Source organism: Pseudogemmobacter sp. W21_MBD1_M6 (genome assembly GCF_052119585.1).
Taxonomy (GTDB): domain Bacteria; phylum Pseudomonadota; class Alphaproteobacteria; order Rhodobacterales; family Rhodobacteraceae; genus JBGQOJ01.
The window spans coordinates 1-23,483 of record NZ_JBGQOJ010000007.1 but is presented as its reverse complement, the minus strand read 5'-3'; the positions used below and the strand labels follow the sequence as shown (position 1 = coordinate 23,483).

The 23,483-nt window shown below is 58.1% G+C and carries 27 protein-coding genes and 1 tRNA gene; 14 read left to right on the top strand and 14 right to left on the bottom strand.

Annotated elements, in window-relative coordinates; all coding sequences use genetic code 11:
• Nucleotides 1-71: 71 nt before the first annotated feature.
• Nucleotides 72-758: an SIMPL domain-containing protein gene (locus tag ACEN2R_RS09590; protein WP_442041607.1), complete on the top strand. Its 687-nt coding sequence runs from the start codon at nucleotides 72-74 to the stop codon at nucleotides 756-758.
• Nucleotides 759-800: 42 nt separating this feature from the next.
• On the opposite strand, the gene ACEN2R_RS09585 is transcribed toward ACEN2R_RS09590, so the two are convergent.
• Complete coding sequence (locus tag ACEN2R_RS09585; protein ID WP_442041605.1) at nucleotides 801-2,093, bottom strand: O-acetylhomoserine aminocarboxypropyltransferase/cysteine synthase family protein; 1,293 nt, start codon at nucleotides 2,091-2,093, stop codon at nucleotides 801-803.
• Nucleotides 2,094-2,229: 136 nt separating this feature from the next.
• On the opposite strand from ACEN2R_RS09585, the gene ACEN2R_RS09580 reads away from it, so the two are divergent.
• Entirely contained in the window at nucleotides 2,230-2,643 is a 414-nt protein-coding gene (locus ACEN2R_RS09580; protein ID WP_442041603.1) for a VOC family protein, read from the top strand.
• A gap of 196 nt (nucleotides 2,644-2,839) precedes the next feature.
• Here the strand turns inward: ACEN2R_RS09580 and ACEN2R_RS09575 are convergent, their stop codons facing one another.
• Nucleotides 2,840-3,844 carry a hypothetical protein gene (locus ACEN2R_RS09575; protein ID WP_442041601.1) on the bottom strand — a complete coding sequence of 335 codons (1,005 nt, stop codon included), beginning with the start codon at nucleotides 3,842-3,844 and terminating at the stop codon, nucleotides 2,840-2,842.
• Nucleotides 3,845-4,705: 861 nt separating this feature from the next.
• On the opposite strand from ACEN2R_RS09575, the gene ACEN2R_RS09570 reads away from it, so the two are divergent.
• Nucleotides 4,706-4,969, top strand: a complete 264-nt coding sequence (locus ACEN2R_RS09570) for a sensor histidine kinase (RefSeq protein WP_442041599.1) — start codon at nucleotides 4,706-4,708, stop codon at nucleotides 4,967-4,969.
• Between the two features lie 200 nt (nucleotides 4,970-5,169).
• Here the strand turns inward: ACEN2R_RS09570 and ACEN2R_RS09565 are convergent, their stop codons facing one another.
• The 5 genes from ACEN2R_RS09565 to ACEN2R_RS09545 all read right to left on the bottom strand — a co-directional run bounded on the left by ACEN2R_RS09565 (nucleotide 5,170) and on the right by ACEN2R_RS09545 (nucleotide 9,911).
• The gene (locus tag ACEN2R_RS09565) at nucleotides 5,170-6,393 is read right to left on the bottom strand and encodes a CaiB/BaiF CoA transferase family protein (RefSeq protein WP_442041597.1); all 1,224 of its coding nucleotides are present in this window, start codon (nucleotides 6,391-6,393) and stop codon (nucleotides 5,170-5,172) included.
• Nucleotides 6,390-6,818, bottom strand: coding sequence for a PaaI family thioesterase (locus ACEN2R_RS09560; protein ID WP_442041595.1), 429 nt, complete (start codon nucleotides 6,816-6,818; stop codon nucleotides 6,390-6,392). The genes ACEN2R_RS09565 and ACEN2R_RS09560 overlap by 4 nt, the downstream gene beginning before the upstream one ends.
• A gap of 3 nt (nucleotides 6,819-6,821) precedes the next feature.
• On the bottom strand, nucleotides 6,822-7,787 hold the full coding sequence (locus ACEN2R_RS09555; RefSeq protein WP_442041593.1) for a tyrosine-type recombinase/integrase: 966 nt from the start codon (nucleotides 7,785-7,787) through the stop codon (nucleotides 6,822-6,824).
• Nucleotides 7,788-8,087: 300 nt separating this feature from the next.
• Nucleotides 8,088-9,779 carry a hypothetical protein gene (locus tag ACEN2R_RS09550; RefSeq protein ID WP_442041592.1) on the bottom strand — a complete coding sequence of 564 codons (1,692 nt, stop codon included), beginning with the start codon at nucleotides 9,777-9,779 and terminating at the stop codon, nucleotides 8,088-8,090.
• Between the two features lie 48 nt (nucleotides 9,780-9,827).
• Nucleotides 9,828-9,911, bottom strand: a tRNA-Tyr gene (locus ACEN2R_RS09545).
• A 147-nt stretch (nucleotides 9,912-10,058) separates the two neighbouring features.
• Between ACEN2R_RS09545 and rlmB the strand changes: the two genes are divergently transcribed.
• From rlmB to ACEN2R_RS09530, 3 genes are all read left to right on the top strand, one after another.
• Nucleotides 10,059-10,847 carry a 23S rRNA (guanosine(2251)-2'-O)-methyltransferase RlmB gene (gene rlmB, locus ACEN2R_RS09540; RefSeq protein ID WP_442041590.1) on the top strand — a complete coding sequence of 263 codons (789 nt, stop codon included), beginning with the start codon at nucleotides 10,059-10,061 and terminating at the stop codon, nucleotides 10,845-10,847.
• 111 nt (nucleotides 10,848-10,958) lie between these two features.
• Nucleotides 10,959-11,417 carry a YHS domain-containing (seleno)protein gene (locus ACEN2R_RS09535; protein ID WP_442041588.1) on the top strand — a complete coding sequence of 153 codons (459 nt, stop codon included), beginning with the start codon at nucleotides 10,959-10,961 and terminating at the stop codon, nucleotides 11,415-11,417.
• A 199-nt stretch (nucleotides 11,418-11,616) separates the two neighbouring features.
• A complete protein-coding gene (locus ACEN2R_RS09530; protein ID WP_442041825.1) occupies nucleotides 11,617-12,081 on the top strand; it encodes a CoA-binding protein in 465 nt (154 codons plus the stop codon).
• Nucleotides 12,082-12,149: 68 nt separating this feature from the next.
• Here the strand turns inward: ACEN2R_RS09530 and ACEN2R_RS09525 are convergent, their stop codons facing one another.
• The 3 genes from ACEN2R_RS09525 to hisA are packed head-to-tail and all read right to left on the bottom strand — an operon-like array spanning nucleotide 12,150 to nucleotide 13,945.
• Complete coding sequence (locus tag ACEN2R_RS09525; protein WP_442041823.1) at nucleotides 12,150-12,461, bottom strand: phosphoribosyl-ATP diphosphatase; 312 nt, start codon at nucleotides 12,459-12,461, stop codon at nucleotides 12,150-12,152.
• Entirely contained in the window at nucleotides 12,458-13,219 is a 762-nt protein-coding gene (gene hisF / locus ACEN2R_RS09520) for an imidazole glycerol phosphate synthase subunit HisF (protein WP_442041586.1), read from the bottom strand. Before hisF ends, ACEN2R_RS09525 begins: the two co-directional genes overlap by 4 nt.
• 3 nt (nucleotides 13,220-13,222) lie before the next feature.
• Nucleotides 13,223-13,945, bottom strand: a complete 723-nt coding sequence (gene hisA, locus ACEN2R_RS09515) for a 1-(5-phosphoribosyl)-5-[(5-phosphoribosylamino)methylideneamino]imidazole-4-carboxamide isomerase (RefSeq protein ID WP_442041821.1) — start codon at nucleotides 13,943-13,945, stop codon at nucleotides 13,223-13,225.
• A gap of 157 nt (nucleotides 13,946-14,102) precedes the next feature.
• Here hisA and ACEN2R_RS09510 point away from each other — a divergent pair, with 157 nt between their 5' ends.
• Nucleotides 14,103-14,495, top strand: a complete 393-nt coding sequence (locus ACEN2R_RS09510; RefSeq protein ID WP_442041584.1) for a DUF2147 domain-containing protein — start codon at nucleotides 14,103-14,105, stop codon at nucleotides 14,493-14,495.
• Here ACEN2R_RS09510 and ACEN2R_RS09505 read toward each other — a convergent pair whose 3' ends face one another.
• Genes ACEN2R_RS09505 through hisB form a run of 3 tightly spaced genes read right to left on the bottom strand, consistent with a single transcriptional unit; the run spans nucleotide 14,496 to nucleotide 16,650 of the window.
• Entirely contained in the window at nucleotides 14,496-15,422 is a 927-nt protein-coding gene (locus ACEN2R_RS09505) for a glutaminase (RefSeq protein WP_442041582.1), read from the bottom strand. It abuts the gene before it with no gap.
• A gap of 1 nt (nucleotide 15,423) precedes the next feature.
• Complete coding sequence (gene hisH / locus ACEN2R_RS09500) at nucleotides 15,424-16,062, bottom strand: imidazole glycerol phosphate synthase subunit HisH (protein WP_442041580.1); 639 nt, start codon at nucleotides 16,060-16,062, stop codon at nucleotides 15,424-15,426.
• A complete protein-coding gene (gene hisB / locus ACEN2R_RS09495) occupies nucleotides 16,063-16,650 on the bottom strand; it encodes an imidazoleglycerol-phosphate dehydratase HisB (RefSeq protein ID WP_442041578.1) in 588 nt (195 codons plus the stop codon).
• Nucleotides 16,651-16,799: 149 nt separating this feature from the next.
• On the opposite strand from hisB, the gene ACEN2R_RS09490 reads away from it, so the two are divergent.
• From ACEN2R_RS09490 to ACEN2R_RS09460, 7 genes are all read left to right on the top strand, one after another.
• On the top strand, nucleotides 16,800-17,039 hold the full coding sequence (locus tag ACEN2R_RS09490) for an Lrp/AsnC ligand binding domain-containing protein (protein ID WP_442041576.1): 240 nt from the start codon (nucleotides 16,800-16,802) through the stop codon (nucleotides 17,037-17,039).
• A 2-nt stretch (nucleotides 17,040-17,041) separates the two neighbouring features.
• Nucleotides 17,042-18,004: a 2-hydroxyacid dehydrogenase gene (locus ACEN2R_RS09485; protein ID WP_442041574.1), complete on the top strand. Its 963-nt coding sequence runs from the start codon at nucleotides 17,042-17,044 to the stop codon at nucleotides 18,002-18,004.
• 144 nt (nucleotides 18,005-18,148) lie between these two features.
• Complete coding sequence (locus ACEN2R_RS09480) at nucleotides 18,149-19,297, top strand: TRAP transporter substrate-binding protein (RefSeq protein ID WP_442041572.1); 1,149 nt, start codon at nucleotides 18,149-18,151, stop codon at nucleotides 19,295-19,297.
• Nucleotides 19,298-19,375: 78 nt separating this feature from the next.
• Nucleotides 19,376-19,948: a TRAP transporter small permease subunit gene (locus tag ACEN2R_RS09475; RefSeq protein WP_442041570.1), complete on the top strand. Its 573-nt coding sequence runs from the start codon at nucleotides 19,376-19,378 to the stop codon at nucleotides 19,946-19,948.
• Between the two features lie 48 nt (nucleotides 19,949-19,996).
• On the top strand, nucleotides 19,997-21,415 hold the full coding sequence (locus ACEN2R_RS09470) for a TRAP transporter large permease (RefSeq protein ID WP_442041568.1): 1,419 nt from the start codon (nucleotides 19,997-19,999) through the stop codon (nucleotides 21,413-21,415).
• Nucleotides 21,405-22,757: an amidase gene (locus ACEN2R_RS09465; protein WP_442041567.1), complete on the top strand. Its 1,353-nt coding sequence runs from the start codon at nucleotides 21,405-21,407 to the stop codon at nucleotides 22,755-22,757. The genes ACEN2R_RS09470 and ACEN2R_RS09465 overlap by 11 nt, the downstream gene beginning before the upstream one ends.
• A gap of 9 nt (nucleotides 22,758-22,766) precedes the next feature.
• Nucleotides 22,767-22,925, top strand: coding sequence for a hypothetical protein (locus ACEN2R_RS09460; RefSeq protein ID WP_442041566.1), 159 nt, complete (start codon nucleotides 22,767-22,769; stop codon nucleotides 22,923-22,925).
• A 353-nt stretch (nucleotides 22,926-23,278) separates the two neighbouring features.
• Here the strand turns inward: ACEN2R_RS09460 and ACEN2R_RS09455 are convergent.
• Nucleotides 23,279-23,483 (bottom strand): hypothetical protein (locus ACEN2R_RS09455; RefSeq protein WP_442041565.1); only part of this gene is annotated, 205 nt, incomplete at its 5' end.

Genomic DNA, 23,483 nt, shown 5'->3' with positions numbered 1-23,483 from the left:
AAGACCCAAGAAACGGGGTGTGGCGCACGTCTTATCTTCGTATCGTGAAACAATAACATAAGGACTTTGCCATGCGATTTACCATCCTTGCCCTTGCCATGATGATGGCGTTCCCTGCCTTTGCCGAAGACGCCGCGCGCCGCATCACCGTCACAGGCACCGGCCGCGTCGATGCGGCGCCCGATCTTGCGACGATCAGTCTGGGTGTCACATCGGATGCCGTGACCGCCGCCGCAGCGATGGCTGCCACCAATTCCGCCGCGGCTATGGTATTGGCGCAACTGGAAAAATCCGGCATAGAGCCGCGCGATATGCAGACAAGCGGCGTGAGCCTGCAACCCCGTTGGGACAACCGCACCTACGAGAACGGCCAGCCGCCGACCGTCGTGGGTTTCGTGGCCAGCAACATGATCACCGTTCGGGTGCGGGCGCTGGACAGTCTGGGCAGTGTGCTTGACGCAGTGGTGCAGGATGGCGCGAATATGTTCCAGGGGCTGAGTTTCGGCCTGCAGGAACCGGCGATGGACGAGGCCCGCAAGCGCGCCGTTGCCGATGCCCAGCGCAAGGCGGTGTTGTTTGCCACCGCCGCAAAGGTGACCTTGGGGGATGTGATCTCGATCGACGAGCAGGGTGGCTATGCCCAGCCCAAGATGATGATGGAAGCATCAATGATGCGCGACAGTGGCGGCGTTCCCGTCGCGCAGGGCGAGGTGAGCGTCGAGGCCAATGTCACCGTGGTCTTCGCCCTGATCGAATAGCGAAAAAGGGGCGGCAGGATGTTCCGCCGCCCCGTCGTTGATTTATGCCGTGGCCTTCGCCAGCGCCTGATCCAGATCGGCGATCAGATCGTTGGCGTCTTCGATCCCGATAGACACACGCACAACATTCGGCGCGGCCCCTGCGGCCTTTTGCTGTTCAGCGGTCAACTGGCGGTGGGTGGTCGATGCGGAATGGATAATCAACGACCGCGTATCGCCAAGGTTGGCCACATGGCTGAAGATCTCCAGACTATCGACCAGCTTCATGCAGGACTCGTAGCCGCCCTTGACTGCAAAGGTAAACAAGGCACCGGCGCCCTTGGGGCAAATTTTGGCGACGCGGTCATAATAGGGCGAGGACGGCAGGCCCGCGTAGGTGACGTAATCGACGCGCGGGTCTTTCTCTAGCCAGTTGGCTATTTTCACTGCGTTTTCCACATGGCGATCCATCCGCAGCGAAAGGGTTTCGATGCCCAACAAGGTGTAATGCGCGCCTTGCGGGTTCATCGTCATGCCCAGATCGCGCAGGCCAATGGCAATGCTGTGAAAGGTGAAGGCCAGATTGCCGAAGGTCTCGTGGAACTTCAGCCCGTGGTATGCCGGCTCTGGCGCGGACAGCGACGGGAATTTGTCCGAGGCGGACCAGTCAAACTTACCCGAGTCGACTACACAGCCGCCGGTGACCGTGCCGTTACCGGTCAGGTATTTGGTCGTGGAATGCACAACCAGCGTCGCGCCATGCTCGATCGGGCGGCACAGGTATGGCGTCGCCGAGGTGTTATCGACGATCAGCGGCAGGCCGGCAGCGTCGGAAATAGCGGAAATTGCATCCAGATCAGTGATGTAGCCGCCGGGGTTGGCAACAGCCTCGCAGAAAACGGCGCGGGTGTTGTCGTCGATCGCCGCCTTTACCGCGTCAAGATCGTCGAAATCGACAAATTTCGCGGACCAGCCAAAACGCTTGATCGTTTGACCGAATTGGGTGACCGTGCCGCCGTAAAGCCGGGTCGAGGCCACAACATTCATGCCCGGTGCCATCAACGGAAACAGCGCCATGATTTGGGCGGCATGTCCCGAGGAGCAACAAACCGCACCTGCGCCCCCCTCCAGCGTCGCGATGCGTTCTTGCAGAACGGCGACGGTCGGGTTGGTCAGGCGCGAATAGATAAAGCCGACTTCCTGCAAATTGAACAGCGCCGCCGCATGATCGGCGTCCCGGAACACATAACCGGTGGTTTGATAGATCGGTGTTTGCCGCGCGCCCGTGGCGGGATCGGGACGAGAGCCCGCGTGTATCTGTAAAGTGTCAAAGCCGTAGGTTGGTCCGTCGCTCATGGTGGTCTCTCCCCGAGTAAATATGTCAGGGCAAAGCCTAGGGGAATGGAACCGATCCGGCAACAGGCCCCGCACGGAACGCTGGTCGCGGAGCGAAACTTCGGGCAGAACAGGTTCAGCCGAAAAGGAGCCGATAATGTTGACCCCCTTCCACCTTGCCTATCATGTCACAGATCTGGACGAAGCCCGCCTTTTTTACGGAGAGATCATGGGCTGCAAAGAAGGCCGCAGCACAGAGACCTGGGTTGATTTCGATTTCTTCGGACACCAGATTTCGCTGCATCTTGGAACACCTTTTGCCAATGCTGCTACCGGCAAAGTCGGGGACCATATGGTTCCGATGCCGCATTTCGGGGTGATTCTGCATCTGGAGGACTGGGTGTCGCTGGCGGGACGATTGGAAACGGCGCAAACGGATTTCATCATCGCGCCCTCTGTCCGGTTCAAGGGCGAACCCGGAGAGCAGTGGACCATGTTCTTCCGTGACCCATCGGGCAATCCCGTCGAGGTCAAGGGCTTTGCAGATATGAATGCGGTCTTTGCCGCCTAACCTGATCCCATAGTGACGCCTTCGGCGTCGTTCCTTTTAGCACTTCGTGCGGTTTCGCGCTCCGCGCGGGAGTATTTGGGCCGAGAAGAATGAATAGGGTCTTTTTGGTCTGAAATATCCGCGCCGCAGGCAAAACCCGAGCCGAAGCGAAGCTGAGGAGAGAAAAGAGTGATGGCGCGGACGCGCCTCCTTTGGGTCAACGCATCCAGAGGTTCTCTCGTTTGATCTGGTTGCGGATCTGTCGCTCGCGCGGTGGCAGGTCGGCACGGTCGAACATCGCCCGCACCCTTTGCCCGCGCCCCTGATAGACCATCATTTTGATCGGGTCATATTGTTTTACAATCTTCTTGATGCGGTTCGGGGCTGTGATTGCCTCAAGTGTCTCCACGACTGCGTCCGATTCTCTGGCATAGAGCAGAGGCAACAGCCGATAGTGGCACGATATTGTTCCGTCCAGCAGGCCCTCGGGGATTGTATGCCGTGCACCACCGAACGAATGGATGACAAGCGGCAGAGCGACCTGATCCAGCCACGGGTTCAGGGATTGGCAGACGAGTTCCAATGGCGCGTCATGTTTGATTGCAAGTGCGTAGTCCAGAAAACGTTGTCCGAATTCATGCGGGCAGCGGTAAAAAAACCATCCGGCATTGAAATAGAGATACCGTTCCCAGTATTCGTCGGGCTGTGTCAGCTCGAGCGTCGTCTCGAACGGTAAGTCGAATTTGTCATAAAGCGATTTCCAGATCTGGCTGTATCCCGGGCCGTAAAGTTCCAGTTCCGGCCAGGTCCCTTCGCGCCGCATGGACGCGCTTGGGCGGTCAAAATCGAAGGGAATGGTCGAAAGCGGCCCGGTGATCAGCGTGTCGGTATCAAAAAACACAAATGGTTCATCCTTTGGCAATGCGAATAGTGCCTCGATTTTGTTGCCGTAGGGATAGGCCGCCCCGAAATGTTTGCTTTCAAACGGCAATATTTCCGCGCCGAGTTCTGTCAGAAGGTCCAGCACTTCGGGGGTCTTGATCGTGGGGTCCGTCGGCCAGAGCGCATTTTTCTGCGGCTCGGCCACGAAAAGACGACCTTTGAAGTCCGGATCATTTTCCCGGAGGGAGGCGGCGAACAGCACGGCCTCGTATTGAAGGCGTCCATTCTGTCCGACGATAACGATGTTGAAAGGTCGGGCTTTAACTTTGGCTTTGGCCATAATCGTTCCTGAAACTACCGGGTTTTCTGTATCATAGGCGCAAATGCGGAATCCCGAAAGCCACGACTTGTCACCGAACGGCCAATGACGGCTGCGCGTAGTCTGATCGGCCACAATGTTCTGTTATGGAAAAATTCGTGGTGGGCGACCCTGGAATCGGGGCGGGCACGGATTTGTGAGGACATAAAAAATGATTATTTTCAATACTTTAAGAAAATGCATTTTGTTGTTCTTTGGCGAATTGTATCGAAAACGATTCAAAATGTATCGAAATCAACTGTTTTTAAAGTGCCCCAGTTGTCATCGTTTTCCAAAGGTTTTGAGCCTCGCCCAAGAGAATGAACGGCTTCGGCACGAGAGCCGCACTATCAAGGAGGAGCGGGGAATCTTGAAAAAAAGCCGTTCTGGGCCGCAGACCGTTTGTGCTCGTTATTAACAGCATGTGCTCTGCTGCGCTGGAACCTTCAAATGCAAATCCACGACTAAAATCTCCCGCCCTCCCCGCTACCAGAAAGGGTCAAAGTGGCAAAGTTTTTCTCTGCCCACCGCGAGATTGTCACGCCACTTCCGCGGACTACTTTTTCACTGCCGTTTTCACTGCCGTTTTCATGGCCGGATGTCATCGGAATACGCACCCCTCCAAAAACTCGATCTTGTGAGACTGGTATATCTTTTGATTGTAAGCGGCGGTTCCGCCCCATTGATATTTGGCTTGCAGGCTGATTCAATCGCTCCGGTTTAATCGGAGACCTATAGCTTCATTTCACGCGACCATATGCGTCGCAATGGGATGTCGCGCTGGAGGTTGTCGCCTCCGAAGATGATGCGCACATCTGGACCGACCAGAAGCGCGTTATTCAGGTGCTGACCAATCTGCTGTCGAACGCCTGCAAGTTCGCGCACGAGGGCACAACGGTTCGTCTGACGGCAGAGGTTCTGCCATCCCACGTGCGTATCTCGGTCAGCAATGTCGGCCCCGGCATCCCCGAAGAGTTCCGCAGCAGGATTTTCCATCCGTTCTCGCAGGCGGACAGTTCTGATACGCGCCAGAAAGGCGGCACCGGGCTGGGACTGAACATTTCCCGCCAGCTGACCGAAGCGATGGGGGGGCACCATCGGCTATGACAGCGAGCCCGACAAGGAAACCGTGTTCTGGTTTACCTGCCCACTGGCGGGCAGGCCCGACGGCCCAAGGGCCGATGCATGACCTTACGCGCGGCGGCGCGCGAAGGGCGACCTGCTGATACTGGCGCTTGGTCGGGTCATTGAAGTGATCGCGGTGTGCTGCCCTTTGCCAATCGGGCGATACATAGTTCTGGCCCTGATCAAGGCGGACCCTTCACAACACCTGCTGAAACCAGTCTGTCTACTTCTGCGGAACTGATCCCCAGTTGTTCCGTCAGGATTTCGAAAGTGTTTTCGCCCAACATGGCCGGCGCACCTGCTTTGGCGGGACCGATGCCATCAAACCGGATAGGCCCGCGCACTAGTTTCATGTCGCCGATTTGCGGATGTGATACCGTTTCAACAAGGCCACGCTTTGCAACGTGATCCTGCTCGAGGGCCTGCCCGATAGAGAGGATCGGCGCACTGGGAACGTCGAATTGTTCCAGACGTTCAAGCCAGTAGACCGTCTTGTTCTGAGTCATTCGCGCGTGGATAATGGACTCTAGAGCATCGCGGTTGGCGAGCCGCGCTTCGTAGAGCGCAAAGCGGGGATCACTGATCAGGTCTTCCCGGCCCAGACAGCGGGCAAAGTTGTGCCAGAACCGTTCCGTCAGACAGGCGACAATCGCATGACCGTCAGATGTCGCAAACGACCCATAGGGCACAATGCTGGGATGTCGCGTGCCGACAGGCTGCGGGCTTTGACCTGTCACAAAATAGATTTGCGACAAATACCCCTGCATGGCGATCAGGCTGTCGAGCATGGCGACCTCGATATGCTTGCCGCGTCCGGTGTTGTTCCGTTCGTGCAGCGCGGCAAGCAGACCGAAAAGCGAGAAGATGCTGCCAGCCATATCGCCCAAAGGAATGCCCAGTTTGTTGGGCGGTTGACCGGGTTCGCAATTGACGCTCATGACGCCGGACAGGGCTTGCGCGACGATATCAAACGCAGGCTTGTCGCCATGCGGGCTATCGGTGCCAAAACCGGTGATCGAGCAGTAAAGCAACCGCTCATTTGATGCACGCAGCGTATCATATCCCAGGCCCAGCCGGTCCATGACGCCGGGGCGAAAATTCTCCAGAACGATATCGCTTTGTTGCGCCAGATCCTTGGCTATCTGCAAGCCTTCGGGGGACTTCAGATCGAGCGACAGGCTTTTCTTGCTGCGGTTCAGCGCAATGTAATAATGACTTAGACCGCCTTGGAACGGCGGGAAGTTGCGGGTTTCATCGCCCTTTTCGATTGGTTCGACCTTGATGACTTCGGCACCAAGATCAGCCAGAACCATGGTTGCATAGGGGCCGGACAAGATGCGTGAGAAATCGAGAACCTTGATACCAGCCAGTGGGCCTGTCGGGTTGCTTGCCTTGGGATCGCTCATTGTTTCAGTCCTGATTGTTTTGAAATTTTCATGACGGATGAGGCACTTGCGATTATTTTTGCCCCGCAGGTGATATCAGCATCGACGAAGATGAGACTGTGTGTCGCATGACGGATCGATGGCCGGATTTCCAGAAAGTCACCAACCCTGGCGGCCCCAAAAAAACGGGTTTCCATCTGGACAGTGACTGTCGGGTGTCGATCCGCCGCGTTCCATGCCGTTATTGCGATCACCTGGTCCAAAATGCCGGTCAAGACACCGCCATGAATGATCCCTATGTGGTTTTCGTGTTTTTGATGCGTCTGTAGTCCATAGATGTTCCTTTCGTCGGGGTGTGTGGAACGCAAAAGCGGGCCGATGAGCGCCACGAAACCGTCAATCTTCAATTCTCGCCAGTCACCTGGCGCGATATCATTTTGCGTCACTACTTAATCCCCCGTGTCAATTTGCATTTCTTCGATGTCTTCCCGGATGGCCTGCATTGCCTTGGCCAGTTTCGGGATTTGCTTGTCCTGAAGTCGTTCTGAAATGCCGATGGCAACGATTGAGCGGGTCAACTTTCCGGTCGCGCCGAAGACGGGCACTGCGACGACCGTCACGCCGGAGATATAAGTGCCAAGATCCACCGCGTGGCCGAGCAGCACCTGGATCACCCGCACATCGGTGTTGGCTTCCAGCAGATGCGTGGCAAAGCTGTGGCGCAGCGTGTGCAAGGTCGCAGGCTTCTTGACCCCGGCCATATGCTTGGCCGAGGTGAAAGCGCGGTTCAGTTGGCGCGGTGAGATCGGGTTGATCTTCGGTTTGCCCGGGAACAGCCAGCCTTCGGGACGTGCTTCGCGCCACCAGGCACGCAGCAACTCCAGCAAGCCGGGCGACAGCATCACCTTGCGGTCCTTCTGACCCTTGCCCAGTTCGACATGGATCAGCATCCGGTCACTGTCGATGTCGCCGATCTTGAGGTTGCAGACCTCGGCCGCCCTGAGCCCGGCGCCGTAAGAAATGCTAAGGGCTGCACGATACTTCAGCCCTGGTCCGGGTGCGGCCATCAGGATGTCGGACACCTCCTCGACGCTGAAGACAACAGGCAGTTTGCGCGGCTCGGTGCGGAATTGCATGTAGCGCTTCATTTCCTCACGCCCGCAGGTCATCCCGAAGAAGAACCGCAGCGCCACGATCCGCGTGTTGAAGGTCGACGGGGTCACCCCGGTGTCCGACATATGGAGCTGATAGGCGCGCAGGTCTTCCGGCGTCGCCGTATCAGGCGATCGCCCCAGAAAGGACGCGAAATCCTTGATCGCTCGGATGTGGGACTTCTGCGCCTTGTCACCCATTCCACGGATCCGCATGTCTTCGATCATCCGCTGACGCAGCGGGGTTACTCTCTCCTCTGTCATGGAAACCTCCTGTCTGATGATTGAGAAGACCCCAATCGTCAGGCAGGTTGGCCAAATCGCAAAATGCGCACTGTTACGAGCGTATCACGCCGTCAGCAGAAAGCACCAATGCCGCGGAGCGGCTTCGTCCTTGGGCTGACTGCGGTCATGCTCCTTACCAACTCAGTATTGAGAGGACTGACTCTACATCAGATTGAGGGAACTCCCGGGGGCAGTTCAACCTAGTTAAGCTGCAACAATTGCACTAGCATTCAAATTGGACCACCCGATGAGGGCACTCCAGCCAGTTTTTAACTGGCTTCAGTCTTTTCGTCTGGGATCAGTCTTTGCTACCATCTGATATTTTTGCGCAAATTCGGGTCCGTCGTCGTAGTGCCTGATTGCCCCAGCTTCTTTATGTCCCAAAATAGCACGTTGCATTTGAATGTCGGCACCCGCTCGTCTCATAGCATTCACAAATGTTGCTCTCAGGGAATATAGGGCTTTTTGTTTATCCGTGATTGGGGGTGACATAATATCTCGAATTAGTCGCGCAAAATTATGACGAACTGAACCTACTTGATCTGTCTTGATTGTATCGAAAGTTCGCAGGCCACCGCTTCGTACCCACTCTGGAAATTCACTTAATTCAGGGTGTAGTGGGATGACCCGCGTCGAACTTTCAGTCTTGCTACCAGTTATTTTGATCATTCGATCAGTCACATCTTGAGCTTGGAGTCTAAGGACTTCAATCGGGCGCATACCAGTAAACATCAGTGCGCGAACAACATGAAATAAGGCCTTTCTTCGCTCATCAGACAATCCTACGGTCGGGTGCCCCCAGATTTCATGGACTGCACGGTCAATTCGTGCTGCTTCGTCTGGTTCGAACTTTTGCCACTTTCGCTCCTCAATCGGCCTCTTGTCTTTGGGTAGTGCCACAGCAGAAATTGGATTGATGTCAACCAACTCTTCTTGGACTGCGTATCGCAGCATCCCCTTGATAGGGGTGAAAACTGCATGAAGTGACGCTGGCTTCATCGTTGGTGCTAGTTGATCGCGAAGTGTCTTAAGTTGAGAAGTTTCGATTTTTTTAACTGGTATATCGCCAGTTAGTTCAACAAGTCGGCCAAGATCCCTTCTGTATTTCGAACGCGTATCTTTTCTTATGTTGTTGAATATAAAGTATTTTTCAGAAACCGCAGTAATGGTGTTGAGGTCTGGAGACAATTCTGAAATTTTCCTTTCTAACTTCCTTTTGATAAAATCATGTTCATCTTTTTCATCGGCGTCAGCCGGTGGGGCTGGTGAGCTTTCCCCAAACGCATTTTGGTATATGTGATGCAATCTGTCTAAGTAATCATCTTTTGCCATAGGTGCCGGAAGGCTCTTACTGAACGATATTTTTTTGGTGAAAGGGAAGTTTTCGTATTTCCTCAAAAGTTCTTTGAATTCTGGGTAAGGGGGCAGGACGATTGGGGTGAACTCTGCGTTTTCTGAGAGGATGCGATTGATCATGGACCATAGTTGCGCGTGAAGCAACTTCGACGGGCGATCACCAGACCGATCGCTTTCAAGTTCGTTCAGCGTCAGTTTCGCCCAAGTCCAATTTGGGGCGACATCTATGAAATTGTAGTCCGACAACTCTTCTAATTCTATCGGAAGGTTAAATATCTTGGCGCCACGGTTTTCCTGAACAAACTTTTCTTCGATCTGTTCTTCCGTACGCCTCTGCCGTGTGGCGTATTCTTGTCTGGCTTCCAAAGGCTTCATGCTGCTGATGAACTGGTCGTGTTCTTCTGCCCAAGTCACAACCAGCTGCACTGCTTTGGAGTATGACACGTCGCCACAGGGCCTCGACCATACTTTCTCGACAAGTATTTCCTGTAGGTCTTGTGGTACTCGCCGTTGGTAGAAGTATCTACCCCTGTCGATTTTGAGGTATCGAACCTTGTTTTGTGGTGCCATTGTATCGAAATCTGCCAGATTTGTATCGAAAATCGATGCCTTCAAATGGCAAGATACCACCATTACCCAACAAATTCAATGACTTATAGGTAATGGTGGGCGACCCTGGAATCGAACCAGGCGTGAGTCTCCTCGGCGGAGTTACAGTCCGCTGCCGCACCTTGCAGCCCGTCGCCCATCCGGTGGGGCGTGAACCCCGTCGAATTGCGCGTTGGATACCTTTCAACCCCAGACCCGTCAACCGGAAAATCCACAGTAAAACGTCTTGCGCCCGATGCGGCACCGCTTCATTGTCTGCCGCTGTAAAGACGGGATCGAATTGATATGAAAAAACCGAAGTGGGTCATCGAAAAAGAACAGTCGCGGCGCGCGTCTGCGGCGGAAACCGTATGGCTGTTCGGGCTGCATGCGGTCGAGGATGCCCTTTTGAACCCCGCGCGGGAAAAGCTGCACCTGATTGTGACGAAGAACGCACAGGACAAGCTGGCAGAGGCCATCGGCAAAAGCGGGATGGAGCCTGAAATCGCCGATCCGCGCCGTTTTACCGCGCCGATCGACCCGCAGTCGGTGCATCAGGGCGCAGCCCTTGAGGTCAAGGCGCTGGATTGGGGCAGCATCGAGGAGGTCTGCATGGGGGCCGAGGGGCTGGCGCCGCGCGTTGTGCTGCTGGACCGCGTGACCGACCCGCATAACGTGGGTGCGATCTTGCGCAGTGCCGAGGTATTCGGCGCACGGGCTGTGATTGCGCCGCACCGTCATTCTGCGCCCGAAACCGGCGCTTTGGCGAAAACCGCCTCGGGTGCGCTTGAGCGACAGCCGTATTTGCGGGTGAAGAACCTGTCAGACGCCATGGAGGCGCTGCGCCGCATGGGATACCTGCTGTTTGGTCTGGATGGCGAGGCCACGCAAACCATCGCCGAGGCGACAGAGGGCAAGCTGAACCGGCCTATCGCGCTGGTATTGGGTGCAGAAGGCCCCGGGCTGCGGGAAAAGACCAAGGAAACCTGCGATGCCTTGGTCAAAATACCATTCTCAGGCGACTTCGGTTCGTTGAACGTGTCGAATGCGGCGGCTGTCGCGTTATATGCTGTGGCGCCGATACCTCGCGGGTGAGGCCCTGACGTTTGAAACATTAATGCACAAGCGTTCACGCTTGCGTATCCGGGGTTTCCGGATGCGCAAAACGCGATCATCTTAGCACGATGCAAAAGATGGAGCCTGTGCATGCTACCGCGTCGTCATATCCTTGGTCTGATCCTTGCGCTGCCCTTCAGCTTCGGGGCTGCAAGTGCGGGCCTTTCCGCGACACCTGATTTTTTCGCGCCGGGCGGGCTGGCCATTCATGGCTATGATCCGGTGGCCTATGTCGAAGACGCAAAAGCCGTGCGCGGCAGCGAGGCGTTCGACCTGATGTGGGGCGGTGCGATCTGGCAGTTCTCGAGTGCCGCCCATATGGCCGCGTTCGAGGCAGATCCCTGGCGTTACGCACCGCAATATGGCGGATATTGCGCCTATGAGTTGTCAAAGGGCGGCGTGGCTACGACCGTTCCAGAGGCCTGGGCGGTTGTGAATGGCAAGCTGTACCTGACCCACAGTAAGGCGGTTCAGGCGATCTGGAAATCGGATGTGGCCGGAAATGTGGCTGCGGCAGAAGCACATTGGCCATCGGTGCTGAACCGCTGAGGTCACGGGCGTTAACGGCCTGTTCACAAGTCTATTACATCCCCTTTAAAGCCAGATGAAGGTTCATACATCCAATGCATAGGCGTGCGAACGGAACTTGTGCGCCTACCTTTACTGTCCCTCGTTCCGCCACTTGCGCCCGGCCTTTTTGGTTCGGGCGCTTTTTTCTTTCGCGCGACGCTGTTAGGATGCGGGCATGATGTATTCCGACGCGCTGTTGCGCAAAATCCTGACAGAAACCAAGGTAATCGCCTGTGTCGGCGTGTCGATGAATCCTGTGCGGCCCAGTTTTTTCGTCGCGCGGTATCTGGGTCTGAGGGGATACAGGGTGATTCCCGTGAACCCCGGCACCGCAGGGCAGGAGCAGTTCGGGGAAATCGTCCGTCCCGATTTGTCCTCGATTGAGACGGATGTCGATATGGTCGACATCTTTCGCAGGTCCGAGGCCGTTCCGGCGATTGTCGACGAGGCGCTGGCGCGGTTCCCGGATTTGAAAGTGATCTGGATGCAGATCGGTGTGGACCACCCAGAGGCGGCGGCCAAGGCCGAGGCGCGGGGCGTCACGGTTATTCGGAACCGCTGTCCCAAGATAGAGTATCAGCGACTGTTCGGTGAGTTGCGAAGGGGCGGTTTTGCCACCGGCGTTATTTCGTCAAAGCTGTAGGGTGAGGGGAAAGCCAGCGGCGGGCCAGCCCCCCGCACCCCCCGGGATATTTAAGGAACAAAGAAGGATCAGGGGCGCGCGGCTTTTTCCGCGATGCCGCTGGTGCCTTGACGGCGGGCGAGTTCCGCCATCACGTCCGACAAAGGCACATCGCGGGCGGCAAGCATGACCAAGAGATGATAGAGCACGTCTGCCGCCTCGTTCGTCAGGTTTTCCCGGTCATTCTTGACGGCGGCGATGATCGCTTCGATGGCTTCCTCGCCGAACTTTTCGGCACATTTTTCAGGGCCCTTGGACAGAAGTTTTGCGGTCCAGCTGCTGTCGGGGGCTGCGGCTTTGCGGTCGGCGATGGTTGCGGCGAGATCTTCCAGGGTCATCAGTTCATCCTCATCGGGATACCGGCGGCCTGCATATAGGCCTTCGCCTCGGCGATGGTGAAATCGCCGAAGTGGAAGATCGACGCGGCCAGCACGGCGGATGCACCGCCGATCGTGACGCCTTCGACCAGATGTTCCAGCGTTCCGACGCCGCCCGAGGCGATAACCGGCACAGGCACGGCATCGACGATGGCGCGGGTCAGTGGCAGGTTGAAGCCCGCGCGGGTTCCGTCGCGGTCCATTGATGTCAGCAGAATTTCACCGGCGCCCTTTTCGACAACCGTGCGGGCAAATTCTACGGCATCTATGCCGGTGGCGCGTCTGCCGCCATGGGTGAAAATCTCCCACCGGCCGGGGGCCACTGTTTTGGCGTCGATGGCGACGACGATACACTGGCTGCCAAAGCGCATCGCGGCCTCTGCGACAACATCGGGGTTGGCGACGGCGGCTGAGTTGAAGCTGACCTTGTCGGCGCCGGCCAGCAACAGCTTGCGCACGTCTTCGTGGGTGCGCACACCACCGCCGATTGTCAGCGGCATAAAGCAGTGTTCGGCGGTGCGGGTTGCCAGATCATACATCGTGCCGCGATTTTCATGGGTGGCGTTGATGTCGAGAAAGCACAGCTCGTCCGCGCCTGCGGCGTCATAGGCCTTGGCCGCTTCGACCGGATCGCCCGCGTCGCGCAGACCTTCGAAGTTCACGCCTTTCACGACGCGCCCGTCTTTGACGTCAAGGCAGGGGATGATGCGGGTTTTGAGCATGTGTTACCCTTTGAGCGCGGCAAGCGCCTTGGTCAGATCAATTGCCCCGTCGTAAAGGGCGCGGCCCGATATTGCACCGTTCAGGGTCGCGCCGCAATCGCGCAGCGCGATGAGGTCGTCAAGCGAGCTGACCCCACCAGAGGCGATGACCGGAATGGAGACTGCGCGGGCCAGTGCTGCTGTCGCCTCGATGTTCGGGCCCTGCATTGCGCCGTCGCGGTTGATGTCGGTGTAGATGATTGCGGCAACGCCTGCGTCCTCGAACGATTTTGCAAGATCGGTGACCATGATATCGGTTTCCGTGGCCCAGCCTTTGGTGGCGACGCGACCGTTGCGCGCGTCGATGCCGACCGCGACCTGACCGGGAAATGTGCGCGCCGCCTGCCGCACCAGATCGGGGTTTTCGACCGCGACCGTGCCAAGAATGACGCGGGCAAGGCCCTTGGTCAGCCAACGTTCTATCGTGGCCATGTCGCGGATACCGCCGCCAAGCTGGGCGGGCACCCTGGTTGCCGCCAAAATAGCCTCGACTGCGGCGCCGTTCACGGGTTCACCCGCGAAGGCACCGTTCAGATCCACCAGATGCAGCCATTCGCAGCCTGCGTTCACGAAATCCATCGCTTGTGCGGCGGGATTGTCGCTGAACACGGTCGCCTGCTCCATCTCGCCTTTGTAAAGGCGCACGCAGTTGCCGTCTTTCAGGTCGATTGCGGGGTATAGGATCATCGGGTTGGCCTTATCATGGATCGTTATCATGGATCGTTTCGCTGCCTATTGGCATGGACGGGCGGGAAATGCAAAGCACTGGCTGCTACGCAACGTCAGTATTGCCTGAACCGCCGGGGGCAGGGCAGGATCACGCAAAGTTCTGGGAGGAGCCCTTATGAAGAAACTGTTCGTTCTCGCCGCCTTTGCCATCGGGTTTGCGGCGCCCGCTTTTGCCGACCCGCTGGAGGGCACATGGAAAACCAAGCCTGACGACAACGGTCACTTCGGTCATGTGCAGGTTGCGCCGTGCGGGGCCAAGATGTGCGGCAAACTGGTCAAGGCCTTCGACAATGCCGGAAAGGCGCTGGCATCCGAAAACGTGGGCAAGAACATCATCTGGGATATGTCGGCGCAGGGGGGCGGTGCCTATGGCGGCGGCAAGATCTGGTCGCCCGACCGGAACAAGACCTATAGTTCCAAGCTGAAGCTTGCCGGCGATACGCTGGCCGTGTCGGGGTGCGTTTTCGGCATTTGCCGCGATGGCGGCACATGGACTCGCGTCAAATAATCAGCCGAACACCGACCATCCGGTTTGCGTTGTCAAAGCCTCCATCGCCTCTGTTCCCAGCTTTGAATTGCCATAGGCATTCAGGCCCGGCGACCAGACCGCGATAGAGGCTTTTCCCGGCGCGATCACCAGAATGCCGCCGCCGACGCCGCTTTTGCCCGGCAGGCCGACGCGAAAGGCGAAATCCCCCGATCCGTTATAATGGCCACAGGTCATCATCAGCGCATTGATCCGGCGCTGTCGCTGGGGCGAGATCAGTCTTGGCATGCCCGGCGCGTCGATCAGGAACCGCCCCGCCATGGCAAGCTGGGCGCAGGTCATTTCTATTGCGCAGTGATGGAAATAGGTGCCAAGGGTCAGATCCGGCGCGTTGGTCAGGTTCTGGTGCGACAGCATGTAATGGGCGAGGGCGAAGTTGCGGTGGCCGGTGGCGATTTCGGATCGGGCGACAGCCTCGTTGATGTGGATGTCGGCGTCATCGGCCGCATCGCGGACAAAGCGCAGGATGGCACCCAGCGCCTCGCGCGGGGACGAGCCGGTCAGGACGACATCGGTGGTGACAATGGCGCCTGCGTTAATGAACGGGTTACGGGGACGGCCCCGTTCCTGTTCCAGCAACAGGATGGAATCAAAGGCCAGCCCCGAGGGTTCGCGCCCCACCCGGTCCCACAGTCTGTCGCCGATCTTGCCAAGGGCAAGGGCCAGCGTGAACACCTTTGATACGGACTGGATCGAGAACGGAACCGCGGCGTCGCCTGCGGTCAGCAGTTGCCCGTCGGCGGTGGCGATTGCGATGCCGAACTGGTCCGGATCGACGCCCGCCAGTTCGGGAATATAGTCTGCGACCCTGCCGCGGTCAGCGGATGCGCCGATTGTCCGGGTGATGCCCCGCAGGATATCTTGCAGGGCGTTTGATGCGGCGGGCACGTTACGGGGCCCAGGTCAGAAAATTCGCGATCAGCTTCAGGCCGGTGGCCTGACTTTTCTCGGGGTGGAACTGCATGCCCACCATATTGTCGCGCCCGATGATCGCGGTGATGTCGCCCGCGTAATCGACGTGGGCCAGACGGTGCGAGGGATCGGCAACGCGCACATGGTAGGAGTGGACGAAATAGGCGTGGTCGCCGGTCTGGATGCCGTCAAGAACCGGGTGGGGATTGTCCAGCACCAGATCGTTCCAGCCCATATGCGGCACCTTCAGCGTCGGATCGGCAGGGATGATCCTGACCACCTCTCCGCTGATCCAGTCAAAACCGCGCGTATCGGTGTATTCGCGGCCCCATGTCGCCATCATCTGCATGCCGACGCAGATCCCCAGAAAGGGGCGTGCGCGGTGGATGACCGCCTCTTCCACGGCCTCGAACAGGCCGGTGAAATCGGCAAGCTGTGCGCGGCAATGTGGAAAGGCCCCGTCGCCCGGCAGAACAACGCGGTCGGCACTGGCCACCACATCGGGGTCGGAGGTGACGACCACCTGACCGGCATTTGTTTCACGGGCAACCCGCTGGAACGCCTTTTCGGCGGAATGCAGGTTGCCGCTGTCGTAGTCGATAAGAGCCGTAATCACCTAAAGCATGCCTTTGGTCGAAGGGATCGCATCCGCCTTGCGCGGGTCGGTTTCCACCGCAACGCGCAGCGCACGGGCCACGGCCTTGAACGCGGCCTCGGCGATGTGGTGGCTGTTGAAGCCGTGCAACTGGTCGATGTGCAGCGTGATGCCGCCATGGGTCGCGAGGGCCTGAAAGAACTCGCGCACCAGTTCGGTGTCGAATGTGCCGATCTTGGGGGTGGGCAGGGTGACGTTCCAGACCAGAAACGGCCGCGCGGACAGGTCCAGCGCGCACCGCACCTGCGCATCGTCCATCGGCAGGTGGCATTCCCCGTAGCGGCGGATGCCCTTTTTGTCGCCAAGCGCCTGCACCATGGCCTGCCCCAGCGCGATGCCGGTATCCTCGACCGTGTGGTGGTCGTCGATGTGCAGATCGCCTGTGGCGCGGATGGTCATGTCGATCAACGAGTGGCGGGCCAACTGGTCCAGCATATGATCGAAGAACCCGATGCCGGTCTGGTTGTCATAGATGCCTGTTCCGTCCAGATTGATCTGGACGTCGATCTGGGTCTCTGCCGTTTTCCGCGTGATTTGTGCCGTCCGCATGGAAGCCTCCGCCGTGGGTCTGCCTTGAATTGCGCGATGTATAATGCGCGGCGGCGTCAGTTCCAAGCGCAGGGCGTGCCTGCATTTCATTATTGTGCCGCGTGGTGCGGATGTGCCAAGCCTTGGACATCCCGAAACTGGAGGCTTTCATGTCCACTTGCGTTTATGTCCAGCTGCGCTGCCGCCCCGGAACCACATATGATGTGGCCGAGGCGATCACCCTGAAGGAAATCCACTCAGAGCTGTATTCCACCAGCGGCGATTTCGATCTGCTGATGAAACTATACATTCCGACAGGCGAGGATGTGGGCAAATACATCAACGACCACCTGCTGGATGTTCCTGACATCGAGCGCTCGTTGACGACGCTGACGTTCAAGGCGTTTTGATCATGGCGAAACCCGTTCTGCTGATCACCCGCCGCCTGACCGATGCCGTCCATGCGCGTGCGATGCGCGACTATGACGCGATCCTCAATTTGGACGACACGGTGTTTACCCGCGACGCGCTGATCGCGCGGTGCCAGACCGTCGATGCGGTGTTGCCCTGCCATTCCGAACATTTCAGCGCCGACGTGATCGCGGCCTTGCCGGACCGCCTGAAGGTGATCGCGAACCATTCGGTGGGGGTGGATCACGTCGATCTGGCCGCAGCCGGGGCGCGGGGGATTGTCGTGACCAATACGCCCGATGTGTTGTCCGATGCGACCGCCGAAATCGCAATCCTGTGTATGCTGGGGGCCGCGCGGCGCGGGGCCGAAGGCGACCGTATGGTGCGGGACGGAAAATGGAATTTCTGGTCGCCCGCGTTCATGGTTGGCCGTCAGGTGACCGGCAAACGATTCGGCGTGCTTGGCATGGGCCGCGTGGGGCAGGTGACGGCCGAACGGGCGCGGGGCTTTGGCATGACGGTGCATTACCACAATCGCAGCCGCCTTGCCCCGCATCTGGAAAAGGGTGCGGTGTTTCATGACACGGTCGAGGGGCTGATGGCGGTGTCGGACGTTCTGTCGCTGCATTGCCCCAGCACGCCCGACACGCTGGATGTGATCAACGCGCGGACGCTGGCGCTGTTGCCCGAGGGGGCTGTTCTGGTGAACACCGCGCGGGGCAATCTGGTGGACGAAGACGCTTTGATCGAGGCGCTAAGCCACGGAAAACTATTCGCCGCCGGTCTTGATGTGTTCAAGACAGAGCCGGGCGGGAACCCGCGTATCGCCGCCCTGCCAAATGTGTTCATGCTGCCGCATATCGGGTCGGCGACGCAGGAAACCCGCGACGCGATGGGGCATCGCGCGTTGGATAACCTTGACGCCGTGTTTGCCGGACGGACGCCGGGCGATTTGCTGGTTTGATTGCGCTAACAGTATGTCTTGGCATCAAATTCTCATATACTGATACTCGCGGAAGGCATGAAATGTCTTGCATTTCGCAAATTGGTGACTAAACCTTACCAATACATGGCCCTGTGTCATGCCTGAAATATCTGGGAGGATACCATGACAATGAAACCCAATGCGCCAACCAAGGCGCAGCTTTCGCGTCGCTCGTTCATGAGCAAGGGCGTTCTGGCTGGTGGTGTTGCCGCCGGTGGTGCGCTTGCTGCACCTGCCGTGATGGCGCAGGCGCCGATCGTGTTCAAGATGCAGACCTCTTGGGGTGCGTCGAACATCTGGCAGGAATTTGCACAGGACTACGCCGACCGCGTCGAAGCGATGTCCGGTGGCCGCCTGAAGATCGACCTGCTGCCTGCAGGTGCGGTCGTTGCCGCGTTCCAGGTTATGGACGCCGTGAACGACGGACTGATCGACGCGGCACATTCCGTGTCTGCCTACTGGTATGGCAAGAACAAGGCCGCATCGCTGTTCGGCACCGGACCTGTGTTCGGCGGTTCGTCCACCGCGATGATGTCGTGGTTCTACGAGGGTGGCGGCGACGAGCTGTACCGCGAGCTGACGCAGGACGTCATGGGCCTGAACGTCTACGGCTACCTTGGTTTCCCGATGTTCGCACAGCCTCTGGGCTGGTTCAAAGGCGAAGTGAACACAGCGGCCGACATGAACGGTTTCAAGTATCGCACCGTTGGCCTTGCTGCCGACCTGATGCAGGCGATGGGCATGTCCGTGGCACAGCTGCCCGGCGGCGAAATCGTTCCCGCGATGGAGCGTGGCGTGATCGACGCGTTCGAGTTCAACAACCCGTCGTCCGATAGAGATTTCGGCGCACAGGACGTTGCGAAGAACTACTATCTGTCGTCCTATCACCAGGCCGCCGAGGCGTTCGAATTCCTGTTCAACAAGGACTCGATGGACGATCTCGACCCCGATCTTCAGGCGATCCTGAAATACGGCGTCGAGGCGGCGTCGACCGCGAACACCGCAAAGGCGCTGCGCCGTTATTCGGCCGACCTGACATGGCTGCAAAAAGAAGCAGGCGTGACGGTTCACCGGACATCCAAGGAAATTCTGGATGCCGAGCTGAAGGCATGGGACAGCCTTATCCCGGTTCTGGAAGAAGACCCCTTCATGAAGCGCGTCATGGACAGCCAGCGTGCCTGGACAGAAGAAGTCGCGTTCTACGAACTGATGAACGCGCCTGACTACGGCCTTGCCTACGATCACTACTTCCCCGGCAAGCTGAAGCTCTGATCCGCTTTTCCTGAACGACACCTGGGTTCCCCCGTAACATGTTTGCGGGGGGCCTTTACTTAAAATGGAGTTGCGATTTTGGTCTCGTTTATTGAATTCGCCGATAAGCTGTCCGCATGGTTCGGAAAAGCCTTTGGATGGTTGATTATCCTGATGACGTTCGGAATGAGCTACGAGGTTTTCGTGCGCTATGTTCTGAACTCTCCCACGCCCTGGGCGCTGGATGTTTCCTTTATCATGTATGGCACACTGTTCATGATGGGCGGGGCCTATACCCTGTCGCGCGGTGGCCATGTGCGTGGCGACTTTCTGTACCGGCTGTGGAAGCCGCGAACACAGGCCATGGTCGACTTCACGCTGTATATCCTGTTCTTTTTTCCGGGCATCATCGCACTGGTTCTGTCCGGTTGGAAATATTCCTCCAGATCATGGGGATATGCCGAGGTCAGCGTAAACAGCCCTGCCGGCATCCCGATCTACCAGTTCAAATCGGTTATGGTTGCCGCGGGTCTTTTGCTTTTCATCCAGGGCATCGCCCAGATATTTCGCTGCATTCTGTGCATGCGTGAAGGATACTGGCGCACCGCCGAGGAAGACGTGCTGGAAGCCGCCGACCTACTGCTGAAACAACACGCCGAAGGCAAAGTGTGACCTTGGGCTACTGCTATTCCCTAATCGGGCATGAATGGAGTTTTAACTGTGACTGATCCTCAAGTCGCCTTGATGATGCTTGGCATCTTTATCATGCTCGTGTTTCTGGGCTTTCCTATCGCGTTCACGCTGATGGCGCTGGGGATCGGGTTCGGCTACTATGCCTACTTCGATCCAAGCCGGATGTGGCGGGCGTTCAACAAGCTGGGCGAAGACTCCAGCTGGTGGGAGTCGACCTCGCTCTGGATAGACGGGTTCTACAATAACCGCATCTTTGACCTGTTCATCAACCAGACCTTCACCGTCATGGCGAACGAGGTTCTTACCGCTGTGCCGCTGTTCCTGTTCATGGGCTACATCGTAGAGCGGGCGAATATCGTGGACCGTCTGTTCGGCACGCTGAACATCGCGGCCAAGAATATTCCCGGCTCGATGGGGGTTGCGGCGCTGATCACCTGCGCCCTCTTCGCCACGGCGACGGGTATCGTGGGGGCGGTTGTGACGCTGATGGGGCTGCTGGCGCTGCCGCAGATGCTGAAGGCGCGGTATGATCCGTCATTCGCATCGGGCATCATCTGTGCCGGTGGCACGCTGGGTATTCTGATCCCGCCGTCGATCATGCTGATCGTCTATGCTGCGGCTTCTGGGGTTTCGATTGTCCGCCTCTATGCCGCAGCGATGCTGCCGGGGCTGCTGCTTGTCGGCCTTTACTTGGTCTATGTCGTTGGCCGCGCCATGCTTCAGCCCTCTGTCGCGCCACGGCCGAGCAAAGAAGAAGTGCCTGATGTGGCATGGGGCCCGCTGCTGTGGATGCTTCTGACCTCGCTGTTCCCGCTGGCCATCCTGATCCTTGCGGTGCTTGGGTCGATCCTGTTCGGCCTTGCAACCCCGACCGAGGCCGCCTCGATCGGTGCGCTTGGGGGTATGGTTCTGGCTGTCGCTTACCGCTCTATGACATTCCACCGCCTGCGCGAAAGCGTCTATCTGACAGTGCGCACCACGGCCATGGTCTGCTGGTTGTTCGTCGGTTCCTACACCTTTTCTGCGGTGTTCTCGTATCTTGGCGGCGAGCAGTTGATCGCCGAGTTCGTCACCGGTTTCGACCTGACACCCCTGCAATTCCTGCTTTTGGCGCAGCTGATCATCTTCTTGCTGGGATGGCCGCTGGAATGGTCCGAGATCATCATTATCTTCGTGCCGATCTTTCTGCCGTTGCTGCCGCAGTTCGGCGTTGACCCGCTGTTCTTCGGTATCCTTGTGGCGTTGAACCTGCAAACGTCGTTCCTGACGCCGCCCATGGCCATGTCCGCCTATTACCTGAAAGGGATCGCCCCGCCAGAGGTCAAGTTGACCCAGATTTTCGCCGGTGTGATGCCGTTCCTGTTCCTTGTGTTTGTGTCGATGGCGATGGTTTATATCTTCCCGCAGCTGGTCTTCCATTTGCCGGATATGTTCTATGGCGGTTAAACCGAACAACGCGGCCCTGCTGGCGCTAAGTGCAGCCGTCCTTCGGGACCGGCTGGCCAGCGGGGCGGTCAGTGCCGTGGCTTTGGCCGAGGCCTGCCTGGCGCGGATCGCAGAGATCGAGCCGCAGGTTCAGGCATTTGCCTTTCTCGACGGTGAACATGTGCTGGCTCAGGCCAGAGCGCTTGATCTTTTGCGCACGAAGGGGATGACGCTTGGCCCGCTGCACGGGCTTCCTGTCGCGCTGAAGGATGTGATCGACACCAAGGGGACGCCGACAGAAAACGGCACCCTGCTGGATCAGGGGCGCGTGCCGACCGAGGACGCCTTTCTTGTGCAGCGCCTCAAGGCGGCAGGGGCTGTGATTATCGGTAAAACGGTCTCGACAGAGCTGGCGTTCCTGCATCCCGGAAAGACCATGAACCCCCACAATGCCGCGCATACGCCGGGGGGGTCTTCGCAAGGCTCTGCCGCTGCGGTCGCTGCGGGCATGGTGCCTTTGGCGGTTGGCACGCAGACCGGCGGGTCGATCATCCGGCCTGCTGCCTATTGCGGAACCGTCGGGTTCAAGCCGACCTTCGGATTGATCCCGCGCACCGGAGTCCTGACGCAGTCGCCGACGCTTGACACGATGGGGGTCTTTGCCCGCACGGTCGAGGATGCGGCCCTGCTGGCAGAGGTTCTGGCGGGGTACGACGCGGGCGATACCGCGACCAGCCTTGCCGCGCCGCCGCGCCTGTTCGATGTCGCGATGTCGGACAGGTTTCTGCCGCCGACCTTCGCGTTGATCCAGCCGCCACAATATGATCTGGCGGATGAGGACACGAAACTCGCCCTTGCCGAGCTTGCCGAGCATCTGGGCGAGCAGTGCTTTGCCGCGGCCCTTCCGAGCACATTCAGGGAAGCGGCAGAGGCCCGCGAGCGAATCAACTTTGCCGAAATGGCAAAGTGCTTTTACAGCTATGAACGGCGCGGCTGGGATCATCTGTCGGTTGAAACCCGCGATGCCATGACCAAAGGCAAAGCCGTTCTGGCCCGTGACTATCTGGCGGCGCTGGACTGGCGCGGCATCCTGAACGGTGGGCTGGAGGAGATATTCGATCGCTGCGACGCGATCCTGACACCCGCAACACCGACGGCGGCACCGCATGGCCTTGGCAGCACCGGCAGCGCGATTTTCAACGGTTTGTGGACGCTGTGCGGCACCCCTGCGGTGACTGTGCCGCTGTTCACGGCAGACAACGGAATGCCGATGGGCGTGCAATTGGTGGGGCGGCGCGGCGATGACGCGCGGCTTTTGCGGACTGCGCGCTGGCTGGTTAACCACATCGCCGCTGGCGAATAGGAGGACGTGATGACAGACCGGATCATGGCTGTATTAGCTTTTGTTGTGCTTGCAATATTTGTGGGTATACTCGCATTCAAGTTGATGAGGATCGACCTTTTCATTGTATGCGGAGTCACGATGGCTTTGGTGGCCTACGACTTCTTCATAGATAAGAAGAAGGGTTAACGTAATCCACGCTTCTTGAAGCCCACAGGATCTGGGAGGAGACTGTGGGCTTTTTTACGCCTGCCGTTCCGCGCAGGATACTGCCGCGTTCCAATGGAGCGGCCTTTGGCAGCATTTCTTCTGGTACGTCGTGCCGTATCGCTCCGCTGAAGGATACTCGGACCACGAAGAGATGCCATCGGACATAAAAAAACCGGCCTGACATCTGTCATGGCCGGTGTTTTTATACATGGAGCGGGCGAAGAGAGTCGAACTCTCGACCCTAACCTTGGCAATCTTTCGGTCCAACTTTGAGGTCATTAACCTATTGATTTCATTGTATATCGATGAGTGCCCAAAACGACGAATGTGCTTCAACCGGGGGTGAATTGGGGGACTTTGCCAACGGATTTGGCAAATTTGGCAACGATCTGGCAACGGTTGTTCGGGACATCATGGCGCTTGGAGCCGCCAAGATGTCGACGACTGGCGGCGCGAGTTCGAGCTATGCGGGAATTTGGGTGATGGCGTGATTTGAAGGGCGGCGTATCGTGGCGGGTGTCAAAGCCGGCCAGAACC